Genomic DNA, 23,965 nt, shown 5'->3' on the forward strand with positions numbered 1-23,965 from the left:
AAATAGTCAGGTGAGCAGGGAAGACGCAAGGTTCCCCAAAAGGTACTATGCCGTTTGCAATTTTTTAACGAGGTGATGATAACGCCCGCCGGCGAAGGGGATCGTATATTCCACCTGGAAGCCCATCCGCTCGTACAATCTTTGCGCGGCGGGATTGTCTGTGCTCACGAGGAGCCCGGCTTTGGGAATCCCCTCGCCTGCCGCTCTTTCCACAGCGGCATTGATGAGCTGTCCGCCGATCCCTTTGCCCTGGTTCCCCGGTGCCACGGCGATGCTGTCGAGGTAAAATTCACCCGGCTGCGTTTCGTCTTCCGGGCATACGCCCGCGCCGGTTTGCCAGCGGATGTAGTCGAGCACAGGCTTGCGCAGCTGGTGGAGCTTGCCGCCATCGTACCCGATGATCATGCCGGACACGCCATTGTCGCTTTCGTAAATCAATGTGTTTTCGAAACTATACTGGTTGCCGGGCTCGCGGAAAAGATGCTCGAAAATATGGGTCACCACCTGCATATCGTTGGTGCCGGAAATCTTGCGGGCGATTTCCTCCATGGCGAGGAACAGCAGCGGCACCGCTACGGGTGCGTCATTGGGGGTAGCCGGGCGTATCATGTCACTAAGTTAACGGGTTTACCGGTAGGGGGACAATAGGGAAAAAGGGCCGGCGGAGTTCCGCCGGCCCTGACAAATGCTTGTCAGACGTTGTAAATATTTTCGATGATGTCTTTATACTTGTCGAGGATAATTTTGCGGCGAAGGCTGAGCTTCGGCGTCATCTCCCCTGTATCCACGCCCCATTCGGCGGACATCAGGGCGAATTTCTTCACCTGTTCCACGTGATTGAAATTGGCGTTGTAACGGTCGATCACTTTCTGGTACATCTCCAGCACCTGCGGATTTTTCACGGCGTCTTCGTTGGATTTGAACGGTAGGTTATTCTGTCCCATCCATTGTTTGAGCAGCGAGAACGAAGGCACGATGAGCGCGCTCACGAACTTGCGTTCATTGCCCACCACCATGATCTGTTCGATGAAAGGGCTTTCCTTCATCTTGTTCTCGATCGGCTGCGGCGCTACGTATTTGCCGCCGCTGGTTTTGAACAGTTCTTTCTTGCGGTCTGTGATCTTGAGGAATTTGCCGTCGACCAGCGTGCCGATGTCTCCTGTATGCAGCCATCCGTCAATAACGGTTTCTGCGGTAAGATCGGGGCGTTTGTAATAACCTTTCATGACGGAATCGCCGCTCACGCAGATTTCTCCTTCTTCTGTGAATTTGAGGTGGACGCCATCGAGCAGCGGGCCAGTGGTGCCGAATTTCGTCAGGCCTCCAGGGTGGCGGCGGTTTACGCTGATCACGGGGCTGTTTTCGGTGGGGCCATACCCTTCGTACACCGGAATTTTAGCCGCGTTAAAAATCCGGAGAAGGTTCTCCGAGGCAGCGGCGCCGCCCGTGACGATGAAGGAGATTTTACCACCGAGGGCTTCGCGCCATTTGCTGAAAATGAGTTTATTGGCGATGGCCAGCTGGAGATTGTACCAGGCGCCGCCACTGATGTTGTTGTCGTATTGTTTGCCGAGGGCAACCGCCCAGAAGAACAGCCCGCGCTTGATACCGGTGAGCTCGTTGCCCTTGCTCATGATCTTCTCGTACACTTTCTCCAGGAGGCGGGGCACGGTGGTGAAGCCATCGGGCTTTACTTCGCGGAGGTTATCAGCGATCTTGTCCATGCTTTCGGCGTAATAAATGCTGATGCCGCTGAACAGGTAGATATAAGTAACGGTTTTTTCGAAGATGTGATTGAGGGGCAGGAAGCTCAGCACCCGAGTTTCCGGCGCGTCCGGGAAGGGGAAGCTCGCTTTGGAGAACTTCACGTTGCTTACGATGTTTTTGTGCGTGAGCATCACGCCTTTGGGCGTGCCGGTGGTGCCGCTGGTGTAGATGATGGTGGCAAGATGCTCTTCCGGAATGCCGGCGGCGCGTTCTTTCACCTTCGCTTCCAGCTCGGGAGTGGCTTTGGCGGTAAGGTCCGACCAATGCGGTACGCCGGGCAGTTTGTCAAAAGAGTAGATGCCTTTGAGCGAGGGCACTTCCGGCATCAGTTCATGAATCTTGTCGTACATCTCCTGGCTGCTGACGAAGATGTATTTCACCGCGGCGTCGTTCAGGATGAACTTCACTTCAAGCGGGTTGGTAGTGGGATAAAGCGGGACGAGCACCGCGCCGGTCTGTTGAACGGCGAGATCTGTAAAAATCCATTCCGGCCTGTTGTTGGAAATGATGCCGATCTTGTCCGCCCCTTCGGGCGTGAAATCGTTGCCGCTGACGCCGAGATCCGCGAGACCTGCGGCGAGGCGAAGGGCGTTTTCCGCTACAGCTGTTGTGCTGAACGGTTTCCAATTTCCATCAATCTTGCAGGCAAGCATGTCCGGTTTCGGAAATTTTTCCTGCTGGTAAGCTACCGCGTCAAATAATCGTTTTGGCTGTATCATTAAGGCCAATATAATAAAAAACAATGGATGAAACAAGCGTTTCGGGTGACTAATCGTCACCATTTTCGCCAAGTTGTCACCCCGCCCCTTGGGCATAATTCCGTACCTTTGTGATCGCTATCCAACCCGTAACCCCGCTCACATTCAGCCAGTTAATGGCTTTCACACATATTCTATCACCAAAAACACTAGTATGATCCTTGCGACCGATTTAGACGGAACATTTCTGGGAGGAAGTCAAACCCACAAAGAACAACTGTATGCCCTGATCCGGCAAAACGCTGACTTCCGTCTCATCTTTGTAACAGGCCGCGGTGTAGAAACCGTTCTCCCGCTCCTGGCAGACCCTGTTATACCTACGCCCGATTACATCATCTGCGATGTGGGCGCTACGATTCTCGACGGCCATACCCTTCTACCCGTGCAACCTATTCAGAACAATATCGAACTGAAATGGCCGGGCAAGCAGGCCGTGATGGACCAGATGAACGAAGTAAAAGGCATCCGCCTTCAGCCGGTGCCCCAGCAACGCCGTTGCTCCTTTTTCTTTGACGACCCTTCCGTGAAAGCGGAAGTTTCCCGCCTCGAAGCGGCCCTTGGCTGCGATATTATCCTATCGGCCAACAAGTTCCTCGACGTGCTGCCCCCCTCCGTCAACAAGGGCGCCACATTGCGGCAGCTTGCCGATCTCCTGCAGGTCCCCGATAGCGACATCCTCGTAGCAGGCGATACCTTAAACGATCTCTCCCTCTACGGCCGCGGCTTCCGCGGTGTGGTAGTAGGCGCCGCCGAACCCGCACTGGTACGCGCAGCGCAAGGCCGAGAAGACACTTACACCGCCAACGCCCCCGGGGCGGGCGGTATCCTGGAAGCACTGCGGCATTTCGATGATTTCAGGCCGTTTTACGGTCATGCCGAACCCGCCGCACCGCCTGCGGAATCCACGCAGCTGGTGATGCTTTACCACCGCTTCCCGTTTGAAACAGTAGTGGAAGACGGCGAGCTGGTGCGCAGGAAACCCAAATCACCCAACGGCATCCTCCCTACCCTCACCAACTTCTTCAAAAGCGGGCGTCCCGGATTGTGGATCGCCTGGCAGGAAGCGGACGAAGAGAATCCGGCTCCGGAAGATAACTTTTACATCGACAGGGAAGAATATCCGAATCTCGAAGCCAGCCCGGTGATGCTGCAGAAAGATGACATCGACATTTTCTATAAAGTTTTTTCCAAAGAAGCCTTCTGGCCTGCGATCTTCGCATTCGTGGAGAAAGCCCAGTTCAATCACGAACATTGGGAACACTACCTGAAAGTGAACCGCATTTTCGCGGAAAAAGCCGCGAAGGAAGCCGCGCCCAATGCCATGATCTGGATCCACGATTACAATTTGTGGATGGTGCCGGGTTTTCTCCGCCAGCTGCGCCCCGACCTGAAAATCGGCTTCTTCCATCATACCGCCTTCCCCGCGGCCAACACCTTCAACGTGATCCCGTGGCGCTCTGAAATCATCCACAGCCTGCTGCAGTGCGATTACGTCAGCTTCCACATTCCCCGTTACGTGGAGAATTTCGTGGACGTGGTGAAAAGCCTTATGCCGGTGAAGATCACCGAAACCGTGAACTGCGCCCCGCGCTTCCTCACCTACAGCTCCGCGATGGGAACGGGCACCATGACCCGCGAGATCGATACCGGCCGCCGGAAAGTGAGGCTAGGCGCCAATCCCGTGGGCGTGCATGTCGACTACATCGGCGAATTGCTGCAGCAAGACAGCACCAAAGAACTGATCACACAGCTGAAGAAAAACACGCACGGTAAAAAGACGATCCTCAGCATCGAAAGGCTCGATTATGTAAAAGGCCCGCTGGAAAAGATCAAAGCCTACGCGCAGTTCCTGGAAGAACATCCCAACCTGCATGGCAAGGTGGAACTGATCAATATCTGTACACCGCCGGCGAAAGGAATGAAGATCTACGAGCAGGTGCAGCAGGAACTGGAACAGCTCATCGGCAAGATCAACGGGCAATATTCAACGATCGACTGGGTACCCATCCACTTCTTCTTCCGTTCGTTTACTTTCGAGGAAGTGGTGGCCTACTACGCCATCGCCGACATCGCCTGGATCACGCCGCTGCGCGACGGGCTGAACCTCGTAGCCAAGGAATACGTGGCCGCACAGGGCCAGCTGCCGAATTCAGACGGCGTGCTGGTGCTGTCCGAATTTGCCGGCGCCTCCGTGGAACTGGGGGATGCGATCATGACGAACCCCTACGACAACGTTTCCATGACCGATTCCCTCCTGCGCGCGATCGCCATGAACAAACAGGAGCGACAGATCCGCATGCAACGTTTATTCGAAAACGTGAGCCATTACAATATCGAATACTGGGCCGACGAATTCATGCAGGAACTCAGTGGCGTACATGCCTACAACCTGCAACTGGCGCAGACATCATAAATTTGTATTGAAGAATGAAAAATAGCAAAAGGCCGCCCGGTAGTGGGGCGGCCTTTTATTTTCATTCGGCAATCATCACTTTTAGTAAGTCCTTTTTAACTGGGTTGTAACGGCTTCCCGCAATGCGCCGTAATTGCGGAATACAGGCTGCACAATCCTCAATACCGTTCTTCCGTCCTTCTTCACCAACAGATCTTCCACCATCCCGTACCCCTTAACATGCCGTTCCCTGATGACATACCCTTCAAGCTCCTTCAACGGCCATTCCCGGCTTTTTCCTAAACCATAAAAAGTTGTTTTCCTGATGCTGTAATCACTGATCTCCACGCGCACGGTCCATTTGCGCCCGCCGAAATACCACATCACCAAACAGAAAACAGTCGTCACATAGAAAAGCATTGTAGTATCCGGTACATAGCCATCAAACAAAGGGAACAATATGCTGCGGTGCGACATAAAAAAGACAAAAGCCACTCCCAGAGCGGGAAGGAACACCGGCGTCAACATTACAGTATAGGCGTAGGAATTGAACTTTGAGGTAACGTGCGTCATGCAGTAAAAGTACAGCGAAACCGGAAGCCTGAGAAAGGTTGTATGTCGAAATGCAAAACGGGACTTGTGAAAAAACAAAGGGAGCCTCCGGCCGGAAGCTCCCTGTAAAGCTCATTGTGTAATTATCCGATATTGGCGCCCAGAACGAACATCATGAGGATGAAACCCAGTACTACCAGGCTCAAAACCACGATGGTGAAGATGCCCCAGAACTTGAACATCGATTTCAGGTTGCCGAGCGCATTGGTCAGCGTGATCTGGTCGTTACCCGCCAGCGCCGTCTTCATGCGGGTGGAAAAGCGGTACATGTACATCAGCGGGATGAACAGCAGGCCCATGTAAGCCAACATGACTACCATCCCGATACCTGAGGAGTAAAACGACATCATAGGATTGGCGCCATAAACCGCTTCCATTTCCCGGGTGGAACTGCTGGTAACCAACGCCAGGAAAAGGGTTAACAGTACGTAGAATCCAAGGCAGATGAATCCGAAGATGGAAAGAAAACGGCCCCATTTGGCGGTTTCTCTCAGGTAACTGGCACTTTCATCATCGATGTGCAGTTCGAACAGGTTTTGGTTTTGCATTTTTGTAGGTTTTATAGATCAGTTTCCGGTTAAGCGGGTAAGGCCTGCTTCGAAGTGGGCTTTCATTTCCCGGAAAACGCCCAGCAAAGCGCTGTGGTCGGTCTCCAGCGCGGGGCGTTCCGCGTCTTTAAAACGCTCACCCTGTTGCAGGCGCGGCCAGAAAATGAAACGGTAATAGTGGGAAATATACGATTCGATCACGGGGTTCTCTCTGAATGCCTGCAGGTGCGCGACATTCTCCAGGCTGTTGGCGTAGTCGCCGAAAAGATCGATGAAGTTGGACAGGGCATCCATTGCCTTGAGGCTCAGCTTTCGCTTGCTGCTCAGCGCCTGCTCGATGTAATCGGTATCATACACGTTACTGATCGTCGGGGTTAATTCCACTACCCGCTCCAGCCACTGCGGAAAGCGCGGATGATAGACGAGCGCCGTCAACTGCGCATCCGCGGCTGCGGCCACTCCCGCCGCATCTTCCGCCGTAAAAACAGTACCGCTCCTGTGCATAAGCAGCCGGTCTCCACTCGCCCTGTCCGTATACCAAACTAGGTATACCGGATGCGGGAGCGCAGAAGACTGGTAGGCGACGATCCAGGTGTCGCAGGCTACGCAGCAGGATTCGAACCGCTTCTTTGTTGACTGCTGAGGCATATGATTCCGGGCCGAATATATATATTATTATTGTTATTTCGTAACATTAAGATAATTATTATTTTACCCGCTGCAAATTTAAGAAACTCCACTCAAACCCGCCCGTATTGGCCAAAATGCGGATCACATGCTTTCCTTTGCCGGGCTTCAGGGTGCCGAGGGGCACGTCGGTCCATTCTTTCCCGGGCGGGACTGGCACGCTTTGCGCCACCGGCTTGCCATCCAGCAGCATCGTCACCTTGCCGCCATTTTCCCCGCCGCGGGCGGTCATAGACACGGTAAACGCCCGGTCCGGGAAGGTGATGGTATATTGCTGCCATTCCCCGTCCGCAATTTGGGTGATGTATACGCCATCCGCTCCCGCGGAGATGTCTACCCCGTCGTTCCGTGAAGCGCCGCCCCGGTTACCGCCCGTATGCTTAGGGTCAGACACCCGGTAGTTCGCCGTATCGGTGTCGTAATAAGCATACCCGTTGGCGCCCAGGTCGTACACGTCCGCCCCGATCCGCGTATGCAAGCCCAGGCGGATTTCCTTCAAAGGCTTTGCAGACGGATCGGAAGGCTGGCGCATCATCGCGTCCACCACATCCATATGCACATGATCCCAACTGAACTTCGTGGCTTCCGCCAGCTTTTGCAGCGTTACCCAGGCTTCTTCAGCATCCGGTCGTGGCGCGGCACTGTCTGACCAGTACCGCAGGATTTTATCATACCCCTTCGGAGCAACGATCTCCACCGGATTATTGATCCCGATCTTCTTCAACGGCCACCAGGCCCAGCCGATATTATGCTTTTCCAGCAGGCGGATGGCTTCGGTGAACCAGACATTCGAATTTTCGCCGGTTTCGCCCAGCCAGATCGGAATGTTGTATTTGTCGCGGGCTTCCAGCATGTGGCGGATGCTCCCTTCGTTGTTGTAATTCCAGTATTTGTGATAACTGAGCACCATATTGCTGTCCCACGGCGGGAAAACGCCGCTGTAATTATTTCCCCAGCCATTGCCTTCGATGATGACGATGTGATTGTTGTCCACCTCGCGGATGGCACGGGTGATATCCACCATGAGCTTGCGCAACGGGGCATTGTTTTTCTCTTTTGTGCCATTGCGGTCGTTTTGCGGATCGGTGAAACCCCAGTTGGGTTCGTTGATGATGTCGTAAGCGCCGATCCAGGGCTCGTTATTATATCGTTCCGCCAGTTTGCGCCACAGCGCTACGGTTTTACGTTGGTTTTCGGGGTCTTCCCAAAGCGAGGGTTTGGACGGGTCGCGGTCGGAGATGTTGAGATCGTTTCCCTGGCCGCCTGGCGCAGCGTGGAGATCCAGAATGAGGTAGAGGCCGTTGGCTTTGCACCAGGCCAGCAATTCGTCGGTCATCGCGAAGCCTTTTTCCAACCATGTGTCCTGTCCTTTAACTGGTTCTTTATCTACCGGCAAAGTATAGAGGTTAAAATGCATGGGCAGGCGGACGGAATTGAAGCCCCATTTCTTCAGCGCGTCGATATCCGCGCGGGTGGTGTGATTGGCAAGCCAAAGGTCATAAAACGCAGCTGTGCGTTCCTCCCCCACCAATTCCTGGATGCGCTCGCGGATGCGGTACTGCTGCCCTTCCCGGTAAACTTTCAGCATATACCCTTCCTGCAACATCCAGCCCCCCAGGCCAAAACCCCGCAGCAGCACGTTTTCCCCTTTCTCATTGACGATTATTCCGCCCGATCTTTTAAGAAAACCCTGGGCCAGGGCGCAATAGCCCGTCAGCACGAGCCAGCATGATAAGACAAACGTTTTCATACGATAACATGGAATGATTTGATCCGTCAAATTAGCCAATTGTTTTCCCTCCCGCAACATCCCCGCTTCCTTTTGTTCCGATTCCGGAAATTCTGTCCGATATCGAACGCTTTTTGCGAAATGAAATTTCACATGTGGTTGATAATGAGATAATTCCGTTTGGCATCCGGATTGGAAAGAGAAAGTCAAATTTTTCAAACTCCCTATGGACAGATCACTGCCTCCATCCGTCAAACAAATCCGCCGGCGCAAGCACTGGCTTATCGCTGCAGGCATCCTTTCCGCCCTCGTCATTCTCCTACTGCTGGTGCGCATGTTCTTCCACGCTTCCATATCCCGCGCCGCCGTCCTTACGGGGCAAACCGGCACAGGAGATATCGAAAACACCCTGACCGCCTCCGGCGAAGTATTGCCGGAGTTCGAAGCGGTGATCGCCAGCCCCGTGAGCGCTTCTATCCTAGAAGTGTCGATAGCTGCAGGCGCCACGGTGCAGGCCGGCCAGCCGCTGCTGAAGCTCGACAAAGCCGCCGTTGAATCCGAATACGAAAGAGGGAAATTTCAGCTGGAGCAGAGCCGCAATAATATCCGCAAATTGCGCCTACAGCTCGACAAAAGTTACTTTGACCTGCAAACCGGCAATAACATCAAGCAGCTGCGCATCCAGGCGCTGCAGGCCGACGTGGAGAACGCACGGCGGCTTTTCAAGGCTGGAGGCGGCACCCGCGAAAGTGTGGAGCAGGCGGAAACCAATCTCCGCGTGGCGAAACATGAAAAAGCACAATTGGAATACGAGATAAAAAACAAACAGGAAGCCATGCAGGTGGAAATGCGGGAATCGGAGCTGGAATCCGCCATCCAGGCGCAGGCGCTGGGCGAGCTGCAACGGAAGCTCGACCGCGCCGGCATTGTAGCGCCCCGCGGCGGGGTGGTTACCTGGGTGAACCGTAACATCGGCGCTACCGTGCGAGAGGGAGAGCCGCTGGTACGGATTGCGGATCTGCAAAGTTTCAAGGTGACGGGCACCATCGCCGACAACTATTCCGACAAGCTGCAGGCCGGGATGCCCGTCATCATCCGCATCCAGGATTCCACTATCCGCGGCAGCGTGCAAACCATCCACCCCGCTGTGCAGAACAATACCGTTACGTTCGATATCCGCCTCAACGAACAACATCACGCCTCCCTCCGCCCCCATCTGAAAGTAGACGTGTATCCTGTAACCGCCTCCGGACACCGCGTGGTGCGCGCACCAAACGGGCCCGCCTTCAACGGCGTGTCGCCCGTAGCGGTGTTCGTAGTGCAGGGTGATAAGGCGGTCCGCCGGATGGTACACACCGGTATGGCCAATTTCGATTTCGTGGAAATCAGGGAAGGGCTGCGGCCCGGGGAAACCATCATCCTGACCGACATGTCCGCCTTCAAACACGCCAAAGAAATCACGCTCCAATGAAATCGCGTCCTTCCGCCATCATCATGTTCCTGTTTATCCTTTTACCTGCTTTCGCGGACGGGCAGGACACCCTGCGCCTTACGCTCGCTGAAGTGGTGGACATGGCCCGCAGGGGCTCCATCGCCGCGAAGCAGGCTATAACCGTCCGCAAAACGAAATACTGGGAATGGCGCACGCATCGTTCGAATTACCAGCCGCAGCTGGCGCTGGAAGGCACTTTGCCGGGGTTCCAGAAAACCTTCAACCCCGTGACGCAGCCAAACGGAACAATAAAATTCGAGCCGGTGCATTATAACAACTCGGCGCTGAACCTGTCGTTCAGCCAGGGGATCACGGCTACAGGAGGGCGTATTTACGGCGCCACGCAGCTCCAGCGCTTCGACGATTTCGATGCCAAAACCAAACTGTACAACGCCATCCCTTACACCATCGGCTTTTCGCAGCCGCTGTTCCAGTTTAACCAGATGAAGTGGGACAACCGGATTGCGCCCGTAAAGTACGCCGAAAGCAAGCAACAGTATATATCCGACATGGAATTCGTTGGCGTGCAGGCGAGCGCTTATTTTTTCGACTTGCTGCTGGCGCAGGTGAACCACCAGATCGCCACCACCAACCTGGAAAATACACGGCAGATCCAGCGGATCGCGGATGAAAAATTCCAGTTGGGGAAAATATCCCGCAACGAAATATTACAATTGCAACTGGAATACCTGAAAGCGGAGAAGTCCGCCGGCACGGCGCGCCGCGACATGGAAATCGCCGCCATGAACCTGCGGGCCTACGCCGGCATGCAAGACGCCGGGCGCATACAGCTCGAATTGCCGCCCGCGGTGATAAACATGATCGTGCAGGCCGACCGTGTGCTGGAAGAAGCGTACGCCAACAATGCGCAATCGCTGGCTTATGAGCGCCGCATCCGTGAAGCACGCCGCGATGTAGCGAAGGCGAAAGGCGAAAACGGACTGAATGCGTCGCTCAACGCGAACCTCGGCTATTCCAATAGCGCCGCCGACCTGGGAAAAGTATACCGCGACCCGCAGAACCAACAGCTGGTGGAGCTGAAATTCACCATTCCCGTGCTCGACTGGGGCCGGCAGCGGTCGCGCACCAAAACGGCGGAAGCCAACCTGGAATTCACGCAATACGCGGTGGAACAGGACCGGCAGAACTTCGCGCAGGCGGTAGCCACGCAGGTAACACTGTATGATATGATGAAGGAACAGGTAAAACTGAGCGCATCGGCCGACAGCATTGCTTCGGAGAAATACGAAATTGCAAGGCAGCGGTACGTGCTCGGCAACCTGAGTATCACCGACCTCAGCATCGCCTTCTCGGAGAAGGACCAGGCCAAACGAGATTACATCCTGGCGCTGCGGGATTTCTGGGGCGCCTATTATGAATTGCGCTATTTATCCCTATATGATTTCGAACAAAATAAAAAGATAACTTATGATACACTTGCAACAAATTGAGAAAGTCTATCGGACCGACACGGTAGAAACGCAAGCTCTCAGCGGCATTAACCTCACCGTGCCGAAAGGGGAATTCCTCAGCATCATGGGCCCTTCCGGCTGCGGGAAGAGCACGCTGCTCAATATCATGGGCCTGCTCGACGCGCCCAGCGGCGGAGCGCTTTCCATCGCCGGCAGCGACACCCGCCAGCTGCGTGACAAACAGCTGGCGCAGTTCCGCAACCAACGCATCGGCTTCATATTCCAAAGCTACCACCTGATCAACGACCTCCGTGTGCTCGACAACGTGGAACTGCCGCTGTTGTACCGAAAATCATCCGCTAAAGAAAGGCGTAGCCTGGCGGCGGAGGCCCTCGGCAAGGTGGGCCTCGGCAACCGTATGAAGCACTTCCCCTCCCAGCTGTCCGGCGGCCAGAAGCAACGCGTGGCCATCGCCAGAGCCATTGTAGGGAAACCTTCCATCATTCTCGCCGACGAGCCCACCGGCAACCTCGATAGCGCCATGGGCAACGAGGTGATGGAGATCCTGTTGCGCCTGAACAAGGAAGACGGCACCACCATCGTGATGGTGACGCACGACGAACAAATGGCCCGCAAGACGCACCGGCTCGTCCGCCTCTTCGACGGCGCGCAGGTTCAATAAAACCCTTCAATCCTTTACCCATGCTCAGGAACTATTTAAAAATCGCCATAGCCGTGCTGAAACGCCGCAAATTCTTCACTTTCATCTCGCTGTTCGGCATCAGCTTTTCCCTTACCATCCTTATGGTGCTCACTTCCGTGATGGACCACCTGGTGAGCCCCTCCTACCCCGACGTCCACCGCGACCGGAGCCTTTACTCTATGACCCTCAAGCTAACCGACCCCAAGGAGCAGGGCCAGCGGACAGGCCCTTTCAGCTACCACTTTCTCCATACGTATGTGGAAAGCATGAAAACGCCGGAGGCCGTAGCTATTTCTTCCATCTTCTCCCCTTCCAACACTTACGTAAACAATCAGAAACTGGTCATTGATATTAAATATACCAATGCCGGGTTCTGGAAAGTGCTGCAGTTCGAATTCCTGGAAGGCAAACCCTATACACAGGCGCAAATCGACGCAGGCGAACGGGTGGCCGTGATCACGGAAAGCACCCGCGATAAGTACTTCGGGAAAGGCATACCTGCGGTTGGAAAAATGCTGGAAACAGATAATGTGCAATACCGCGTGGCGGGCGTCGTGAAAAGCGTTCCCATCACCCAGATCTTCGCTTACGGCGATATGTTCCTGCCCTGGACGGTTTCCGCGCAGCATGCCGCCAACAAAGGATACAATGGCCTGTTTATCCCCATATTACTGGCCCCTTCCAGGGCCGATGTCCCGGCCATGCAGACGGAATATCAGCACCAAATGTCGAAGGTGCCGATGCCGCTAGAGAACTTCACCGAGATGGAAAGTTTTGCCAAGCCCTACCTGACGTCGTTTACCCGCATGATGCTGGGCAACCACGATACTGACGGCACGTCCACGCTCATGATCTATATAGGCGCCTTCCTGCTGTTCTTTTTGCTGCTGCCCACGCTCAACCTCGTCAACCTCAACCTGAGCCGCATCCTGGAAAGGGCTTCGGAGATCGGGGTGCGCAAGGCTTTTGGCGCTTCATCCGGCACGCTGGTGGTACAATTCGTCGTGGAAAACGTGATCCTGACACTGATCGGCGGGCTCATCGGCGTGTTGTTGTCATTTATCGTGATCGCGATTTTGAACAAGGCGGAATTGCTCAACCATGTCCAGCTCACACTCAATTACAAAGTATTGGGCGTCAGCCTGCTCATTTGCCTGTTTTTCGGCTGCATGTCCGGCGTGTACCCCGCCTGGCGGATGAGCCGCATGCAAATCGCCACCGCATTGAAAAACGCTTAAAACAACCGTATGCTGCAACATTTGCTCACCCTCATCTGGAATAAAAAAAGACAGCATTTCCTGCTGTTCCTGGAGCTGTTCGTCTCCTTCATCGTGCTATTCGCCGTATTCACCATGCTGGTGTATAATTACGGCAATCTCCGCACGCCGCGTGGCTTCGAATACAAACAGGTGCTGTCGGTGACGGCATCCGCTACCTTCCCCGAGGGCACCTCCCGCGATTCGCTGACCATGATTTCGGAACAGCTCAAACGATCACTGAAAGATATGCCCGGTGTAGCGGCCGTATCGTACGTCAGCTCCAACAGTCCATATACCATGAGCTCCATGAGCGACAACCTCACCTACAACAATATTTCCCTCATGCCCCAGTCGTACTGGGCCGACGATGATTTTGCCGCCGCAGTGGAGGCAAAAATGGTGCGGGGCAAGTGGTTTTCCCGGCAAGACGCCGTCTCCGGGCGCCGGCCGGTGGTCATCAACGAAGCGCTTGCCGAAAAATTCTTTGGAATGGCAGATCCGCTCGGCAAAATACTCCCCGGCGACAAGCTGATCGTTGGCGTTGTGCATAACCTGAAAGACAAAGGCGACTATGCGGAAATTACACCCGGCATATACCAGCGCATCGACAGCGGGTTCCAGGACATGTTCCTGGTAAAACTAACGGCCGGCGCCGCCCCTTCCACCGAAAGCCAGATCTACAAAACCATCATGCACCACCTTCCCGGTTCCAGTACGGAGATCGAAAAGCTGGAAGACAAGCGGATCGCGCGCAACCGTCTGTCGCTGATTCCCGTGATCCTCATGCTGGTGATCAGCGGATTCCTTGTACTCAACGTTGCACTGGGGATTTACGGTGTGGTATGGTACAGTATTAATAAGCGGCGGGCGGAAATAGGCCTGCGCAAAGCCGTGGGAGCCACTGCCGGGGGTATCACGCGGCAGATACTGGGTGAAGTTTTCGTACTTACTACGCTTCCGCTCCTGCTAGGGATCATCCTGGCGGTTCAGTTCCCCCTGCTCCGGCTCTTCGACCTTCCGGCGGTAACGTATATCATCGCGATACTGCTGGCTTCAGCATTTCTATACCTGCTCGTTACCCTTTGCGCCCTGTACCCCGGCAGGCAGGCTGCGAAAATCTATCCTGCCGTTGCTTTGCATGAAGATTAAATAAAAAACGTGTTGTGCTTATCCCGCACAACACGTTACAATTTTGGATGGATAGGTGACCGGTTAAGCCATGCTTCGCATAAAAACACCATCTTCCTTCCGCCTGTCTTTGGCCACCTGCAATTTGTGCCAGCAGATGTAAGATGTGGCCAACACCGCCAGCACCACCAACGGCGTGAGGATGTAAGCGATGTTCCCGTCTACTACGATGTGGCTGAAAGCGGCGAATACGAGATTGAAGGTAAGCCCCGCGTAGGCCCATTCTTTCAGCCGCCCGGTTACCTGGGGCAACAATATCGCCAAAGAACCGGCCACTTTGCAAAAGATCAGTGCGAGGGCAAAATAGTCGGGATACCCGAGCGGTCTTGTGCCAATGTAAGTATATTCCGGTGTAAACACCAGGGAACTGAGGGGCATAACGCCTTCAAACAGAAAGATAAAAACGGTAGCTATCCAGAAAATGATTTTAGTTTTTTTCATATTGATTGATTTTTTATTAGTGAACACTTAATATCCAACATACGCGGTACATATCGACCACATTGATGAGCGGGTTATTATATTCGAACGCGCAGATATTCCTGTTGATGAGCTTGTTGATCAGCCGGGTCCGTTCGGTGAACGACGGGCACTCGACCAGGATGCTGACGTTATTGCCAGAAATAATACTGCCGTCTTCCGTGAGATCTGTTCCTACCAGTTTAAAATACTCGTTTTCCAGGGTGGCCCAGACCACCGCATTGCGCATATCTTCATCCATTTCATTACCATGCGGCGTGTCCGCCAGGGTTTGCACCCTTAACGCTCCGCCAAAACAGTTCCTGTAATAGTCGAAAGCCTGTCTGCAGTTTCCGTTGAAGGAAAGGTGGACGGCGAAAGCGGATACGGGGCGCGTCATGTTTAACCGGGCATCTTGCTCATATCCATGTAAAGCACTTCCCAATGGTGGCCATCCAGGTCGTGGAAGCTCCTTTGTTGCATAAAGCCGTAGTCTTTCGGCGGCGTGGGCTCGGTGCCGCCGCTTTTCAGGGCTGCATCGGCCATGGTATTCACTTCGTCCAGGCTGTCGACGGAAATGGAGTTGATGACGCCGATGCCCGTTTTGGCGTCGATGATCATTTTGTTGGTGAACTCGGAGAACTTATCGTGCGTCAGGAGCATTGCGTAAATTTCATCGCTGAGCACCATGCAGGCAGCCGTTTCGTCGGTGAAGACGGGGTTGTTGGTAAAACCGATATTCGTATAGAACGCCATCGCTTTGTTCAGGTCGGCTACCGGGAGGTTGATAAAGATTTTCTTTGCCATTTGTGTGTGTTTTCAGGTTAATGGTTTGATGAAACAAAAGTGCTTCAATAAACTGAAATCCATGCATCCCGATTGCGTCAAATAAAGGGGGTGAAAATGACAGGCTTGCCTTATCTTTACTTATAAGATTTTAAAATCTATGTTAGTAACAGTTTTCGCACCCGAGAAAGGGGTAATTGAAGCGGTAACGCCCCCCTACCGCTCATTCAAGACGGCGAATGACATGCTGGTGGCATTGGGAAAAGACCCCTTGTTCGAGGTGGAGTATGCTGGTCTATCCGAGTATGTATCCGCCAACGACGGGGAGTACACGATCAAGACAGACCGCCTGTTGCAGGACGTTGGGAAAACCGATTTGCTGATTGTTCCGCCCGTGTATGGCGACATCGCCGACGGCATCCGGATCAACAGTGCAGCCATTCCCCACATCCGGCAATTGTACGCCAATGGCTGTAGCGTGGCCAGCTTGTGCCTGGGCGCCTTTCTGCTCGCGGAAACCGGTTTGCTGGAAGGCAAGAAATGCTCTACGCACTGGGCTTACCTTGACGAATTCAGGACGCGGTACCCGGGTATTGAGGTGGTGGACGGCGCGATTATTACGGAAGTAGGGAATATCTACAGCAGCGGCGGCGCCAGCAGTCTGTGGAACCTCATTTTATACCTCATCGAGAAGTTTTCCGACAGGGAAACGGCAGTGCTGATTTCCAAGAACTTCGCGCTGGATATCGGGCGGAGCAGCCAGGCGGTATTTACCGTGTTTAAAGGGCAAAAGCGGCATGCCGATGAGGAAATCATTAAAGTCCAGGATTACATCGAGAAAAATTATACCGAAAAAATGACGATAGACGACCTGGCGACGATCGTAAATTCCGGCCGAAGGACCTTCGAGCGGAGGTTCCGCCAGGCCACCAACAACACTCCTTTGGAATACATCCAGCGCGTGCGGATCGAGGCGGCCAAACGCTTCTTCGAAGCCTCCCGGAAAAATGTAACCGAAGTGATGTTCGACGTAGGGTATACGGACACCCGGGCGTTCCGGATCACTTTCAAGAAAGTAACGGGGCTGACGCCCGTGGAATACAGGAACAAATATGCCAGGGTTGCCGCGGAAGTCTGACCGGCGCCACCATTCACTTATTCACATCCAGGCAAATGATCCTGATAATAGACGACGATATCGCGGTGCGCACCTCCCTGCTGTTGCTCCTGCGGCAGGAAGGGCTCGAAGCCTCCGCCGCCGGAACGCCGGAGCAGGCCATGGAAGCCATTTCCGCCACGAGGCCCGCGCTTATCCTGCTTGACCTCAATTTCTCCAACCGCACCACCGGCGAAGAAGGCATGGCCTTGTTGCAGCGAATTAAAACTTACGACCACACCATTCCCGTGATCCTCATCACGGGATGGGGCAGCATAGAACTGGCGGTGCAGGGCATGAAGCTCGGCGCGGCCGATTTCATCACCAAGCCCTGGAGCAACGAAGCGCTCCTGCAATCCGCCCGCACGGTGATGGCGCTGCAAACGAAGAAACCACAACGCGGGGTAACACGCAGGCAGCTCGACAAAGATTTCGATTTCCGGCAGATCATCGGGGAAGACCCCGCCATCTTGCAAGTCCTCGAAACCATCGGGCGCGTGGCCGCCACAGACGCATCAGTGCTCATCACCGGCGAAAGCGGCACCGGCAAAGAGCTGATCGCGGAAGCCATCCACCAGAACTCGCGCCGGAAAATGCGCCCCTTCGTAAAAGTAAACCTCGGCGGCATCTCCGCCTCCCTGTTCGAAAGCGAAATGTTCGGGCACGTGCGCGGCGCATTCACCGACGCCCGGTTCGACCGCACCGGCCGCTTCGAACTGGCGAACAAAGGCACCATCTTCCTCGACGAAACCGGCGACCTCGAGCCCTCCAGCCAGGTGAAGCTCCTGCGCGTGCTGCAGGACCGCACCTACGAAGTGCTGGGCAGCAGCCGCACCAAAACGGTGGACGTGCGCGTAGTTTGCGCCACCAACAAAAACCTCCACCAGATGGTGGCCGACGGCACATTCCGCGAAGACCTCCTCTACCGCATCAACCTCATCACCATCCACCTCCCCGCCCTCCGCGACCGGCCGGGCGACATCCCGCTGCTGGTGAACCACTTCGTCCGCAACCTCCGCGATATCTACAACCGGCCCAACCTTACCGTTTCGAAAGAAGCACTCAAATGGCTGCAATCCCTGCCCCTGCCGGGAAATATCCGCCAGCTCAAAAACCTCACCGAACGGACGATGCTGGTGCACAACACCGACCTGCTCGAAATAGCGCACTTCCGCGGGCAGCTGGAGCTTTCTCCCGCCGCCAAGGGACAACTGCAACTGCCGGGCGTGGGCACCATTACGCTGGAAGACCTCGAAGTGGAAATGATCCGCAAAGCGCTGGCCTTCCACCAGAACAAGATCGCCAGGGCGGCGGCGGCGCTGGGACTGACGCGGAGCGCACTATACCGCAGACTGGAAAAATACAATATCCCCTACGATGAAACTTCGGACTAAATTCCTGTTGTTCGTGATCGTGCTGCATGCAGTGGCGCTCACGCTGTCGTGGTTCGTGTTCCGGGAGAACCGATGGATTTTCCTGGGAAGTGAATTGCTCATATTCGCGTCGCTCTGGTTTTCGCGGAGCCTGTACCTGCAATTGCTGCGGCCACTCAAGATGTTGACCCAGGGCGCGGAAGCGCTGAAGGACAAGGATTTCAGCGTCAGGTTGCTGAAAACGGGGCAAATCGAAATGGATGCGCTCATTGAAGTGTACAACCAGATGCTCGACCAGCTGCGCCACGAGCGCACCATGCAGGAACAGCAGCATTTCTTCCTCGAAAAACTCATCCACACTTCCCCCACCGGCATCATTATCCTCGATTACGACGGCGATGTACAGCAAACCAACCCCAAGGCTGAAGCATTGCTCGCCCAGATGCCCCGGCTGCTGGAAGATGTGCAGGCGCTGGGAAGCGGCGAGTCGAGAACGTTGACCGTCAACGGCGTGAATACCTTCAAGATGCAGAAGTCCCATTTCATCGACCGGGGATTTGCGCGGCATTTTGTGATGATGGAAGAGCTGACGACGGAGATCCTCGCGGCGGAGAAAAAGGTATACGGCAAAGTGATCCGGATGATGGCGCATGAGGTAAATAATACCATCGGGCCCGTCAACAGCATCATCGGCAGCACGCTCAAAGCCCATGAACTCGACCCCGCGCACCGGGGCGCCCTGGAAGTGGCTGCGGAACGCAACCAACACCTGAACGGGTTCATGCGCAATTTCGCCGACCTGGTGAAAGTGCCGCCGCCGGACAGGAAGCCCCTTTCCATCCAATCCCTTCTCCAACATGCGGCCCAACTCCACGAGGCCCGGGCGGCGGAAAAGAATATCCGGATACAGCTTTCCTTCCTCCCGCACGACACCACCATTACCGGCGACCGACTGCAACTGGAGCAGGTCCTCATCAACCTCATCAAAAACAGTATGGAGGCCATCGGTCAGGACGGAGACATCCGCCTCATCCAGCAAGCCGGCGCCATCGTGGTTGCCGACACCGGCCATGGCGTGGCTACACCGGCCGATGTGTTCACGCCCTTCTTTTCCACCAAGCCCGACGGCCAGGGCATTGGCCTTATGCTCGTGCGCGACATCCTCATGGCGCACGGCTGGCAGTTCTCCCTCGAAACGCCCGTCCCGGGCGACACACGTTTTACCATCCGGTTCCCGCGTTAACAGCATCCTCCGTTCTGTTGGTTACCTCATGGTTACCACGATCGCAATTCACTGATAATAATTATCTTTAAGCAAACAGCGGATAATTAACGTGAATACCCAGGACCTGCTACTGTTCGACGCCCTTCAGGAAGTGCCAGAATCGCAATTGCAATGGCTGATCGACCACAGCGAAAACGAGCGTTTCGCCGAGGGCGATTATATTTACAAGCCCGGCGATGAGATCCGCGGCATCCACTTCATCCTTTCCGGCACCATCGAGTTTTACCGCATCCAGGCTGGCAGCAAGCTGCCTGTAACGGAATTCTCTGCGCGCCAGGTAACGGGCATCCTGCCCTACTCCCGCGCACGCGGCGCCATTGCCTTCACGCATTGCAGGACCGATGTGGAGATGATCACTTTTCCGAAGGCCGGTATCCGCGAGATGATCGCGCAGCATTATGAACTTACACAGGCGCTGGTTTTTGTGATGACCAACCGCGTGCGGGATTTCGCCATCACCACGCAGCAGAACGAAAAAATGATGGCGCTCGGGAAGCTGGCGGCAGGCCTCGCGCATGAACTGAACAACCCGGCGGCGGCGATCGTCCGCGGTTCGGATACATTGGGCGAACATTTGCGCGGCGCGCCGGAGACTTTCCGGAAAATGATGCTGACCAGGCTTTCGCTGGAAGAAGCGGACTTTGTTTGCGATCATATCCGGCAATCGCTGACTGCCGCGGAAAGGCCCGTGCCCGGCATGCTGGAACGCAGCAGCCAGGAAGACGCCATCAGCGACTGGCTGCACGATCACAACATACCCGAAGCAGCCGACATGGCAGAGAATTTCCGGCATTACGGCCTGCATCCCTCCGTACTGGACGAATTTGTTAAAAAATTACCCGCGGAATATCTCGGCACCGTGCTCTCCTGGATGAGCAGCCATTTCACCACCGAGCGCATGCTGTCCGACATCCGGGAAGCCTCGCAGCGCATTTCCGGGCTCGTGAAATCCGTCAAGATCTTCACGCATATGGACGGCGGCACGGATAAGCAGTACATCGACATTCACACCGGTATCCGCAACACGCTGGTGATGATGCAGTATAAATTGAAGAAAGGAAAGGTGGAAGTGACGGAAGATTTCGATCTCACGTTGCCGCCGGTGTTGGCCTTGTCCGGGGAATTGAACCAGGTATGGACCAACCTGATCGACAATGCCGCCGACGCGCTGGAACCCCAGGGCAATGGCGTCCTCAGCATCCGCACAGCGCGCGACGGCGCATTCGTGAAAGTGACCGTGTCGGATAACGGCCCCGGTATCCCGCCGGAAAACCTCACCCGCATCTTCGACCCTTTTTTCACAACCAAAGAGATCGGCAAAGGCACCGGCCTGGGGTTGGATGCGGTGATGAACATCATCCGGCAGCATCACGGCAGCGTGAAAGCCACATCGGAGCCCGGGCATACCGTTTTTACCATTTGCTTCCCCATCAACGGCGAAGCGCATTAACTATTACATGAACCAGCCTATCATATTTCTTATCGACGACGACCCGCAGGTGCTACGCGCCATCAGCCGCGACCTGCGCAACCAATACCGCGACCGCTACCGCGTACTGTCTACTTCCTCCGTGGCGGAAGCGCTGCAAAGCCTTACCGAACTGCAGAACAAAGGCGAAGAGATCGCCATGTTCCTTTCCGATCAGCGCATGCCCGAAATGGACGGCGTTCATTTCCTGGAGCGGGCGATGAAGATTTTCCCGGAAGCGAAACGCGTGCTGCTGACGGCTTATTCCGACACGGAAGCTGCCATCAGGGCGATCAACGAAGTGAAACTGGATTATTATCTCATGAAACCCTGGGACCCGCCGGAAGAGAAGCTCTACCCTGTCATGGAGGAAATCCTGGGCGACTGGCAGGCCAATTACCGGCCTGATTTCAAAGGCATCCGCGTGATCGGGTACCAGTTTTCGCCGCGCAGCCATGAAATCAAGGACTTCCTGGCCGGTAATCTCATCCCTTACCAATGGATGGACATGGAAAGCAATGAACAGGGTAAACAGCTCGCAGCCTCCAACAAGCTGGCCGCGCAAGACCTCCCCGCGATCATATTCGAAGACGGCGCACTCTTTACGAAACCCGCGCTCAAAGACATTGCCTCGCGCATCGGGCTGAACCCTACCGTCCGCAACCAGGTGTACGACGTGGCGATAATAGGCGCCGGGCCCGCGGGGCTGGCTGCTTCGGTGTACGGCGCTTCCGAGGGGCTGAGTACTCTGCTGATCGAACGGCGGGCGCCGGGCGGCCAGGCGGGCACCAGCTCGCGGATCGAGAATTACCTGGGATTCCCCACGGGACTGAGCGGCGCCGACCTCACGCGGCGCGCCATCACGCAAGCCACGCGCTTCGGGACGGAATTTCTGTCGCCGCAATCGGTAGCCGGGATTGAAGTAAAAAACCAATACAAGATCATCCGGCTGGATGATGGTACCGAAATCTATTGCAGGGCGCTGGTGATCACAACCGGGGTGGATTACCGGAAGCTGGAAACCCGCGGGATCGGAGATTTCACGGGTGCGGGCGTGTACTATGGCGCCGCGAGCACGGAAGCGGCTTCTTGCCGGGACAAAGAAGTGTTTGTACTGGGGGGCGGCAACTCGGCCGGGCAGGCCGCGATGTACCTGTCGAAATTCGCCAGGAACGTACATATCGTGGTCCGCAAACCGGATCTGCGTTCGTCGATGAGCGCGTACCTGATCGAACAAATCGCGCAAACGCCCAATATCCACCTGCTGCCTTGCGCCGAAGTGGTGGAAGGAATCGGGGAATCGAAGCTGGCGGCGCTCCGCCTGCGCGACCTCAATTCCGGCAATGAAACCGAAATGCCTGCGGATGCGTTGTATATTTTTATCGGCGCCAAACCCTACACGGAATGGATCTGCGATAAAATTATCAAAAACGACAAGGGGTTCATCGAAACAGGGCGCGACCTGCAACAATACCCGGCGTTCCGGCAATTGTGGAAATCAGCGCGCGACCCTTACATGCTGGAAACGAGTTGCCCGGGGATCTTTGCGGCGGGCGACGTCCGCGCAGGGGCCATGAATCGTGTGGCGGCCGCGGTAGGCGAAGGATCAATGTCGATCAGCTTCGTGCATAAATATCTCTCAGAAACCTGATTACCCAGTAAAAAACAGGCATATGTCAAAACAACCCTGCCACCATATTAAGGAGCTGGAAACGCTCATCCATCCTAAAAAATACGAATGTGAAGAATGCGTGAAACATGGCGGAACCTGGCTGCACCTGCGCACCTGCCAGACATGCGGCGGTACTTTCTGTTGCGATAGTTCCCCTTCCCGCCATATGACGGCACACTTTCATGCTACAGGGCATCCCGTGGTGATTTCCGCGGAGCCTGGAGAAAGGTGGATCTGGTGCTACGAAGACGAAAGTTTTGCCGATTATTAATGAATATTTGCATATGTTATAAATACAACATATATTTAGGGTAAACCTCCTAACCTATGAAAAACGTTTCCGCTACTACCCTTGCGGTGTTGCTGCTGTTTGCCACCGTTTCCAACAGTTTTTTCTGCGGTATCCTGGCTTATAACTGGATCGATCCTTCGAGCCTGAAAGGCGCCCTCATGTTCCTGTTTTCGTGGGGCGCAGCAACCTGCGCCGGTTACCTTTTGCTGTCCCGGCTCATGGAAGCGGTGTTCGGGAAAGTGGAATAAAGATGTTATATCCAATTGGGGATATGTCAGTAACTTGCGGCTCAATTTTAGAGTTGCGATATGAGAATTTCATCCCTTGCCATTGCTTCCGTCCTCATTTTCACCGCTTGCGGAAAGGAAAATAATGAAGAATTGAAGCAGATGGACGCATTGTCCGGCACCTATGAGTACGTTTCCTTATATGTGAAAGGAAAGTCGGAAATCACTTACAAAGACGGCAATGACAATATGAACCTGGTCAGCGAAATGGAATACACTTCCAGGGAAACGGCCGGCATGGTCCTGTTTGAACAGGGTTCCATGATTACTTCGGGATACACATATAAGGTAAATTCCGACTACAACTTCCAAAGCTTCACGAATGGCAAGGCGGACGGGCCGGCGCAGTCTTATCCGTTCCAGTTTTCCACCCCCAAAACCAACGGTGTTTCGAAATACCGCATTGCGGGGGATTCAGTGTTCCTGGACAAAGCTTTCAACCATCTCCCTGGCACGGGAGGCCAACCAGGCCAGATCCCTGCTATCCCCGTTGGAGCTAAATTCGCACTGTCAAACGACGACCTGAGCATTATCAGTACGATTTCCATCGCTTCGCCTCTGATGCAGGAAGGCGTTCCTGCGACCCAAAAACAGACCTTCGTGATGATCACGCGGCTGAAAAAGCGGTAGAACGGAAACT

The 23,965-nt window shown here is 54.8% G+C and carries 23 protein-coding genes; 14 read left to right on the forward strand and 9 right to left on the reverse strand.

Translation table 11 applies throughout. From position 1 onward, the window contains the following. Nucleotides 1–45: 45 nt before the first annotated feature. Nucleotides 46–609 (reverse strand): GNAT family N-acetyltransferase, encoded by a 564-nt coding sequence (locus tag WJU16_RS00900; protein ID WP_341836444.1) that lies wholly within the window; start codon nucleotides 607–609, stop codon nucleotides 46–48. A gap of 83 nt (nucleotides 610–692) precedes the next feature. After that, nucleotides 693–2,420: a long-chain fatty acid--CoA ligase gene (locus WJU16_RS00905; protein ID WP_341836445.1), complete on the reverse strand. Its 1,728-nt coding sequence runs from the start codon at nucleotides 2,418–2,420 to the stop codon at nucleotides 693–695. 259 nt (nucleotides 2,421–2,679) lie between these two features. On the opposite strand from WJU16_RS00905, the gene ggpS reads away from it, so the two are divergent. Continuing rightward, entirely contained in the window at nucleotides 2,680–4,938 is a 2,259-nt protein-coding gene (gene ggpS / locus WJU16_RS00910; RefSeq protein ID WP_341836446.1) for a glucosylglycerol-phosphate synthase, read from the forward strand. 81 nt (nucleotides 4,939–5,019) lie between these two features. Here the strand turns inward: ggpS and WJU16_RS00915 are convergent, their stop codons facing one another. The 4 genes from WJU16_RS00915 to WJU16_RS00930 form a co-directional block, all read right to left on the reverse strand. Further along, on the reverse strand, nucleotides 5,020–5,490 hold the full coding sequence (locus tag WJU16_RS00915) for a hypothetical protein (protein WP_341836447.1): 471 nt from the start codon (nucleotides 5,488–5,490) through the stop codon (nucleotides 5,020–5,022). Nucleotides 5,491–5,612: 122 nt separating this feature from the next. Next, complete coding sequence (locus tag WJU16_RS00920; protein ID WP_341836448.1) at nucleotides 5,613–6,077, reverse strand: hypothetical protein; 465 nt, start codon at nucleotides 6,075–6,077, stop codon at nucleotides 5,613–5,615. 18 nt (nucleotides 6,078–6,095) lie between these two features. Further along, nucleotides 6,096–6,725, reverse strand: a complete 630-nt coding sequence (locus WJU16_RS00925; RefSeq protein ID WP_341836449.1) for a hypothetical protein — start codon at nucleotides 6,723–6,725, stop codon at nucleotides 6,096–6,098. Between the two features lie 58 nt (nucleotides 6,726–6,783). Next, nucleotides 6,784–8,514: a cellulase family glycosylhydrolase gene (locus WJU16_RS00930; RefSeq protein ID WP_341836450.1), complete on the reverse strand. Its 1,731-nt coding sequence runs from the start codon at nucleotides 8,512–8,514 to the stop codon at nucleotides 6,784–6,786. 205 nt (nucleotides 8,515–8,719) lie between these two features. Between WJU16_RS00930 and WJU16_RS00935 the strand changes: the two genes are divergently transcribed. The 5 genes from WJU16_RS00935 to WJU16_RS00955 are packed head-to-tail and all read left to right on the forward strand — an operon-like array spanning nucleotide 8,720 to nucleotide 14,508. After that, nucleotides 8,720–9,964 carry an HlyD family efflux transporter periplasmic adaptor subunit gene (locus WJU16_RS00935; protein ID WP_341836451.1) on the forward strand — a complete coding sequence of 415 codons (1,245 nt, stop codon included), beginning with the start codon at nucleotides 8,720–8,722 and terminating at the stop codon, nucleotides 9,962–9,964. Continuing rightward, nucleotides 9,961–11,436 (forward strand): TolC family protein, encoded by a 1,476-nt coding sequence (locus WJU16_RS00940; protein ID WP_341836452.1) that lies wholly within the window; start codon nucleotides 9,961–9,963, stop codon nucleotides 11,434–11,436. Before WJU16_RS00935 ends, WJU16_RS00940 begins: the two co-directional genes overlap by 4 nt. Continuing rightward, nucleotides 11,414–12,079, forward strand: coding sequence for an ABC transporter ATP-binding protein (locus tag WJU16_RS00945; RefSeq protein WP_341836453.1), 666 nt, complete (start codon nucleotides 11,414–11,416; stop codon nucleotides 12,077–12,079). Before WJU16_RS00940 ends, WJU16_RS00945 begins: the two co-directional genes overlap by 23 nt. Before the next feature lie 20 nt (nucleotides 12,080–12,099). Then, a complete protein-coding gene (locus WJU16_RS00950; RefSeq protein ID WP_341836454.1) occupies nucleotides 12,100–13,338 on the forward strand; it encodes an ABC transporter permease in 1,239 nt (412 codons plus the stop codon). Nucleotides 13,339–13,347: 9 nt separating this feature from the next. After that, entirely contained in the window at nucleotides 13,348–14,508 is a 1,161-nt protein-coding gene (locus tag WJU16_RS00955) for an FtsX-like permease family protein (protein ID WP_341836455.1), read from the forward strand. 63 nt (nucleotides 14,509–14,571) lie between these two features. On the opposite strand, the gene WJU16_RS00960 is transcribed toward WJU16_RS00955, so the two are convergent. From WJU16_RS00960 to WJU16_RS00970, 3 genes are read right to left on the reverse strand one after another with little or no spacing between them, the layout of a single operon-like run. Continuing rightward, a complete protein-coding gene (locus WJU16_RS00960; protein ID WP_341836456.1) occupies nucleotides 14,572–14,988 on the reverse strand; it encodes a DoxX family protein in 417 nt (138 codons plus the stop codon). A gap of 16 nt (nucleotides 14,989–15,004) precedes the next feature. Beyond that, a complete protein-coding gene (locus WJU16_RS00965; RefSeq protein ID WP_341836457.1) occupies nucleotides 15,005–15,406 on the reverse strand; it encodes a hypothetical protein in 402 nt (133 codons plus the stop codon). A 2-nt stretch (nucleotides 15,407–15,408) separates the two neighbouring features. Further along, nucleotides 15,409–15,813, reverse strand: a complete 405-nt coding sequence (locus WJU16_RS00970) for a VOC family protein (RefSeq protein WP_341836458.1) — start codon at nucleotides 15,811–15,813, stop codon at nucleotides 15,409–15,411. A 139-nt stretch (nucleotides 15,814–15,952) separates the two neighbouring features. Between WJU16_RS00970 and WJU16_RS00975 the strand changes: the two genes are divergently transcribed. The 8 genes from WJU16_RS00975 (at nucleotide 15,953) to WJU16_RS01010 (ending at nucleotide 23,955) form a co-directional block, all read left to right on the forward strand. Next, nucleotides 15,953–16,930: a helix-turn-helix domain-containing protein gene (locus tag WJU16_RS00975; RefSeq protein WP_341836459.1), complete on the forward strand. Its 978-nt coding sequence runs from the start codon at nucleotides 15,953–15,955 to the stop codon at nucleotides 16,928–16,930. Nucleotides 16,931–16,965: 35 nt separating this feature from the next. Continuing rightward, nucleotides 16,966–18,342 (forward strand): sigma-54 dependent transcriptional regulator, encoded by a 1,377-nt coding sequence (locus WJU16_RS00980; RefSeq protein WP_341836460.1) that lies wholly within the window; start codon nucleotides 16,966–16,968, stop codon nucleotides 18,340–18,342. Then, on the forward strand, nucleotides 18,326–19,564 hold the full coding sequence (locus tag WJU16_RS00985) for an ATP-binding protein (protein ID WP_341836461.1): 1,239 nt from the start codon (nucleotides 18,326–18,328) through the stop codon (nucleotides 19,562–19,564). The genes WJU16_RS00980 and WJU16_RS00985 overlap by 17 nt, the downstream gene beginning before the upstream one ends. Before the next feature lie 91 nt (nucleotides 19,565–19,655). Continuing rightward, nucleotides 19,656–21,056 (forward strand): ATP-binding protein, encoded by a 1,401-nt coding sequence (locus WJU16_RS00990; protein WP_341836462.1) that lies wholly within the window; start codon nucleotides 19,656–19,658, stop codon nucleotides 21,054–21,056. Nucleotides 21,057–21,063: 7 nt separating this feature from the next. Then, nucleotides 21,064–22,725 (forward strand): FAD-dependent oxidoreductase, encoded by a 1,662-nt coding sequence (locus WJU16_RS00995; RefSeq protein WP_341836463.1) that lies wholly within the window; start codon nucleotides 21,064–21,066, stop codon nucleotides 22,723–22,725. 22 nt (nucleotides 22,726–22,747) lie between these two features. Then, nucleotides 22,748–23,017: a UBP-type zinc finger domain-containing protein gene (locus WJU16_RS01000; RefSeq protein ID WP_341836464.1), complete on the forward strand. Its 270-nt coding sequence runs from the start codon at nucleotides 22,748–22,750 to the stop codon at nucleotides 23,015–23,017. A 56-nt stretch (nucleotides 23,018–23,073) separates the two neighbouring features. Continuing rightward, nucleotides 23,074–23,286 carry a hypothetical protein gene (locus tag WJU16_RS01005; RefSeq protein WP_341836465.1) on the forward strand — a complete coding sequence of 71 codons (213 nt, stop codon included), beginning with the start codon at nucleotides 23,074–23,076 and terminating at the stop codon, nucleotides 23,284–23,286. A 60-nt stretch (nucleotides 23,287–23,346) separates the two neighbouring features. Further along, a complete protein-coding gene (locus tag WJU16_RS01010; protein WP_341836466.1) occupies nucleotides 23,347–23,955 on the forward strand; it encodes a hypothetical protein in 609 nt (202 codons plus the stop codon). Nucleotides 23,956–23,965 lie beyond the last annotated feature (10 nt).

The organism is Chitinophaga pollutisoli (assembly GCF_038396755.1).
In the GTDB taxonomy this organism is placed as follows: Bacteria; Bacteroidota; Bacteroidia; order Chitinophagales; family Chitinophagaceae; genus Chitinophaga; species Chitinophaga pollutisoli.

Bases quoted from the DNA above. Each gene is read 5' to 3' on its own strand.
- WJU16_RS00995 (WP_341836463.1), top strand. From the start codon at position 21,064: ATGAACCAGCCTATCATATTTCTTATCGACGACGACCCGCAGGTGCTA.
- WJU16_RS00905 (WP_341836445.1), bottom strand. From the start codon at position 2,420: ATGCTTGCCTGCAAGATTGATGGAAATTGGAAACCGTTCAGCACAACA.
- WJU16_RS00955 (WP_341836455.1), top strand. From the start codon at position 13,348: ATGCTGCAACATTTGCTCACCCTCATCTGGAATAAAAAAAGACAGCAT.
- WJU16_RS00930 (WP_341836450.1), bottom strand. From the start codon at position 8,514: ATGAAAACGTTTGTCTTATCATGCTGGCTCGTGCTGACGGGCTATTGC.
- WJU16_RS00925 (WP_341836449.1), bottom strand. From the start codon at position 6,725: ATGCCTCAGCAGTCAACAAAGAAGCGGTTCGAATCCTGCTGCGTAGCC.
- WJU16_RS00900 (WP_341836444.1), bottom strand. From the start codon at position 609: ATGATACGCCCGGCTACCCCCAATGACGCACCCGTAGCGGTGCCGCTG.
- WJU16_RS00970 (WP_341836458.1), bottom strand. From the start codon at position 15,813: ATGGCAAAGAAAATCTTTATCAACCTCCCGGTAGCCGACCTGAACAAA.
- WJU16_RS00940 (WP_341836452.1), top strand. From the start codon at position 9,961: ATGAAATCGCGTCCTTCCGCCATCATCATGTTCCTGTTTATCCTTTTA.
- WJU16_RS00985 (WP_341836461.1), top strand. From the start codon at position 18,326: ATGAAACTTCGGACTAAATTCCTGTTGTTCGTGATCGTGCTGCATGCA.
- ggpS (WP_341836446.1), top strand. From the start codon at position 2,680: ATGATCCTTGCGACCGATTTAGACGGAACATTTCTGGGAGGAAGTCAA.
- WJU16_RS00935 (WP_341836451.1), top strand. From the start codon at position 8,720: ATGGACAGATCACTGCCTCCATCCGTCAAACAAATCCGCCGGCGCAAG.
- WJU16_RS01000 (WP_341836464.1), top strand. From the start codon at position 22,748: ATGTCAAAACAACCCTGCCACCATATTAAGGAGCTGGAAACGCTCATC.
- WJU16_RS00945 (WP_341836453.1), top strand. From the start codon at position 11,414: ATGATACACTTGCAACAAATTGAGAAAGTCTATCGGACCGACACGGTA.
- WJU16_RS00920 (WP_341836448.1), bottom strand. From the start codon at position 6,077: ATGCAAAACCAAAACCTGTTCGAACTGCACATCGATGATGAAAGTGCC.
- WJU16_RS01010 (WP_341836466.1), top strand. From the start codon at position 23,347: ATGAGAATTTCATCCCTTGCCATTGCTTCCGTCCTCATTTTCACCGCT.
- WJU16_RS00950 (WP_341836454.1), top strand. From the start codon at position 12,100: ATGCTCAGGAACTATTTAAAAATCGCCATAGCCGTGCTGAAACGCCGC.
- WJU16_RS00980 (WP_341836460.1), top strand. From the start codon at position 16,966: ATGATCCTGATAATAGACGACGATATCGCGGTGCGCACCTCCCTGCTG.
- WJU16_RS01005 (WP_341836465.1), top strand. From the start codon at position 23,074: ATGAAAAACGTTTCCGCTACTACCCTTGCGGTGTTGCTGCTGTTTGCC.
- WJU16_RS00915 (WP_341836447.1), bottom strand. From the start codon at position 5,490: ATGACGCACGTTACCTCAAAGTTCAATTCCTACGCCTATACTGTAATG.
- WJU16_RS00975 (WP_341836459.1), top strand. From the start codon at position 15,953: ATGTTAGTAACAGTTTTCGCACCCGAGAAAGGGGTAATTGAAGCGGTA.
- WJU16_RS00965 (WP_341836457.1), bottom strand. From the start codon at position 15,406: ATGACGCGCCCCGTATCCGCTTTCGCCGTCCACCTTTCCTTCAACGGA.
- WJU16_RS00960 (WP_341836456.1), bottom strand. From the start codon at position 14,988: ATGAAAAAAACTAAAATCATTTTCTGGATAGCTACCGTTTTTATCTTT.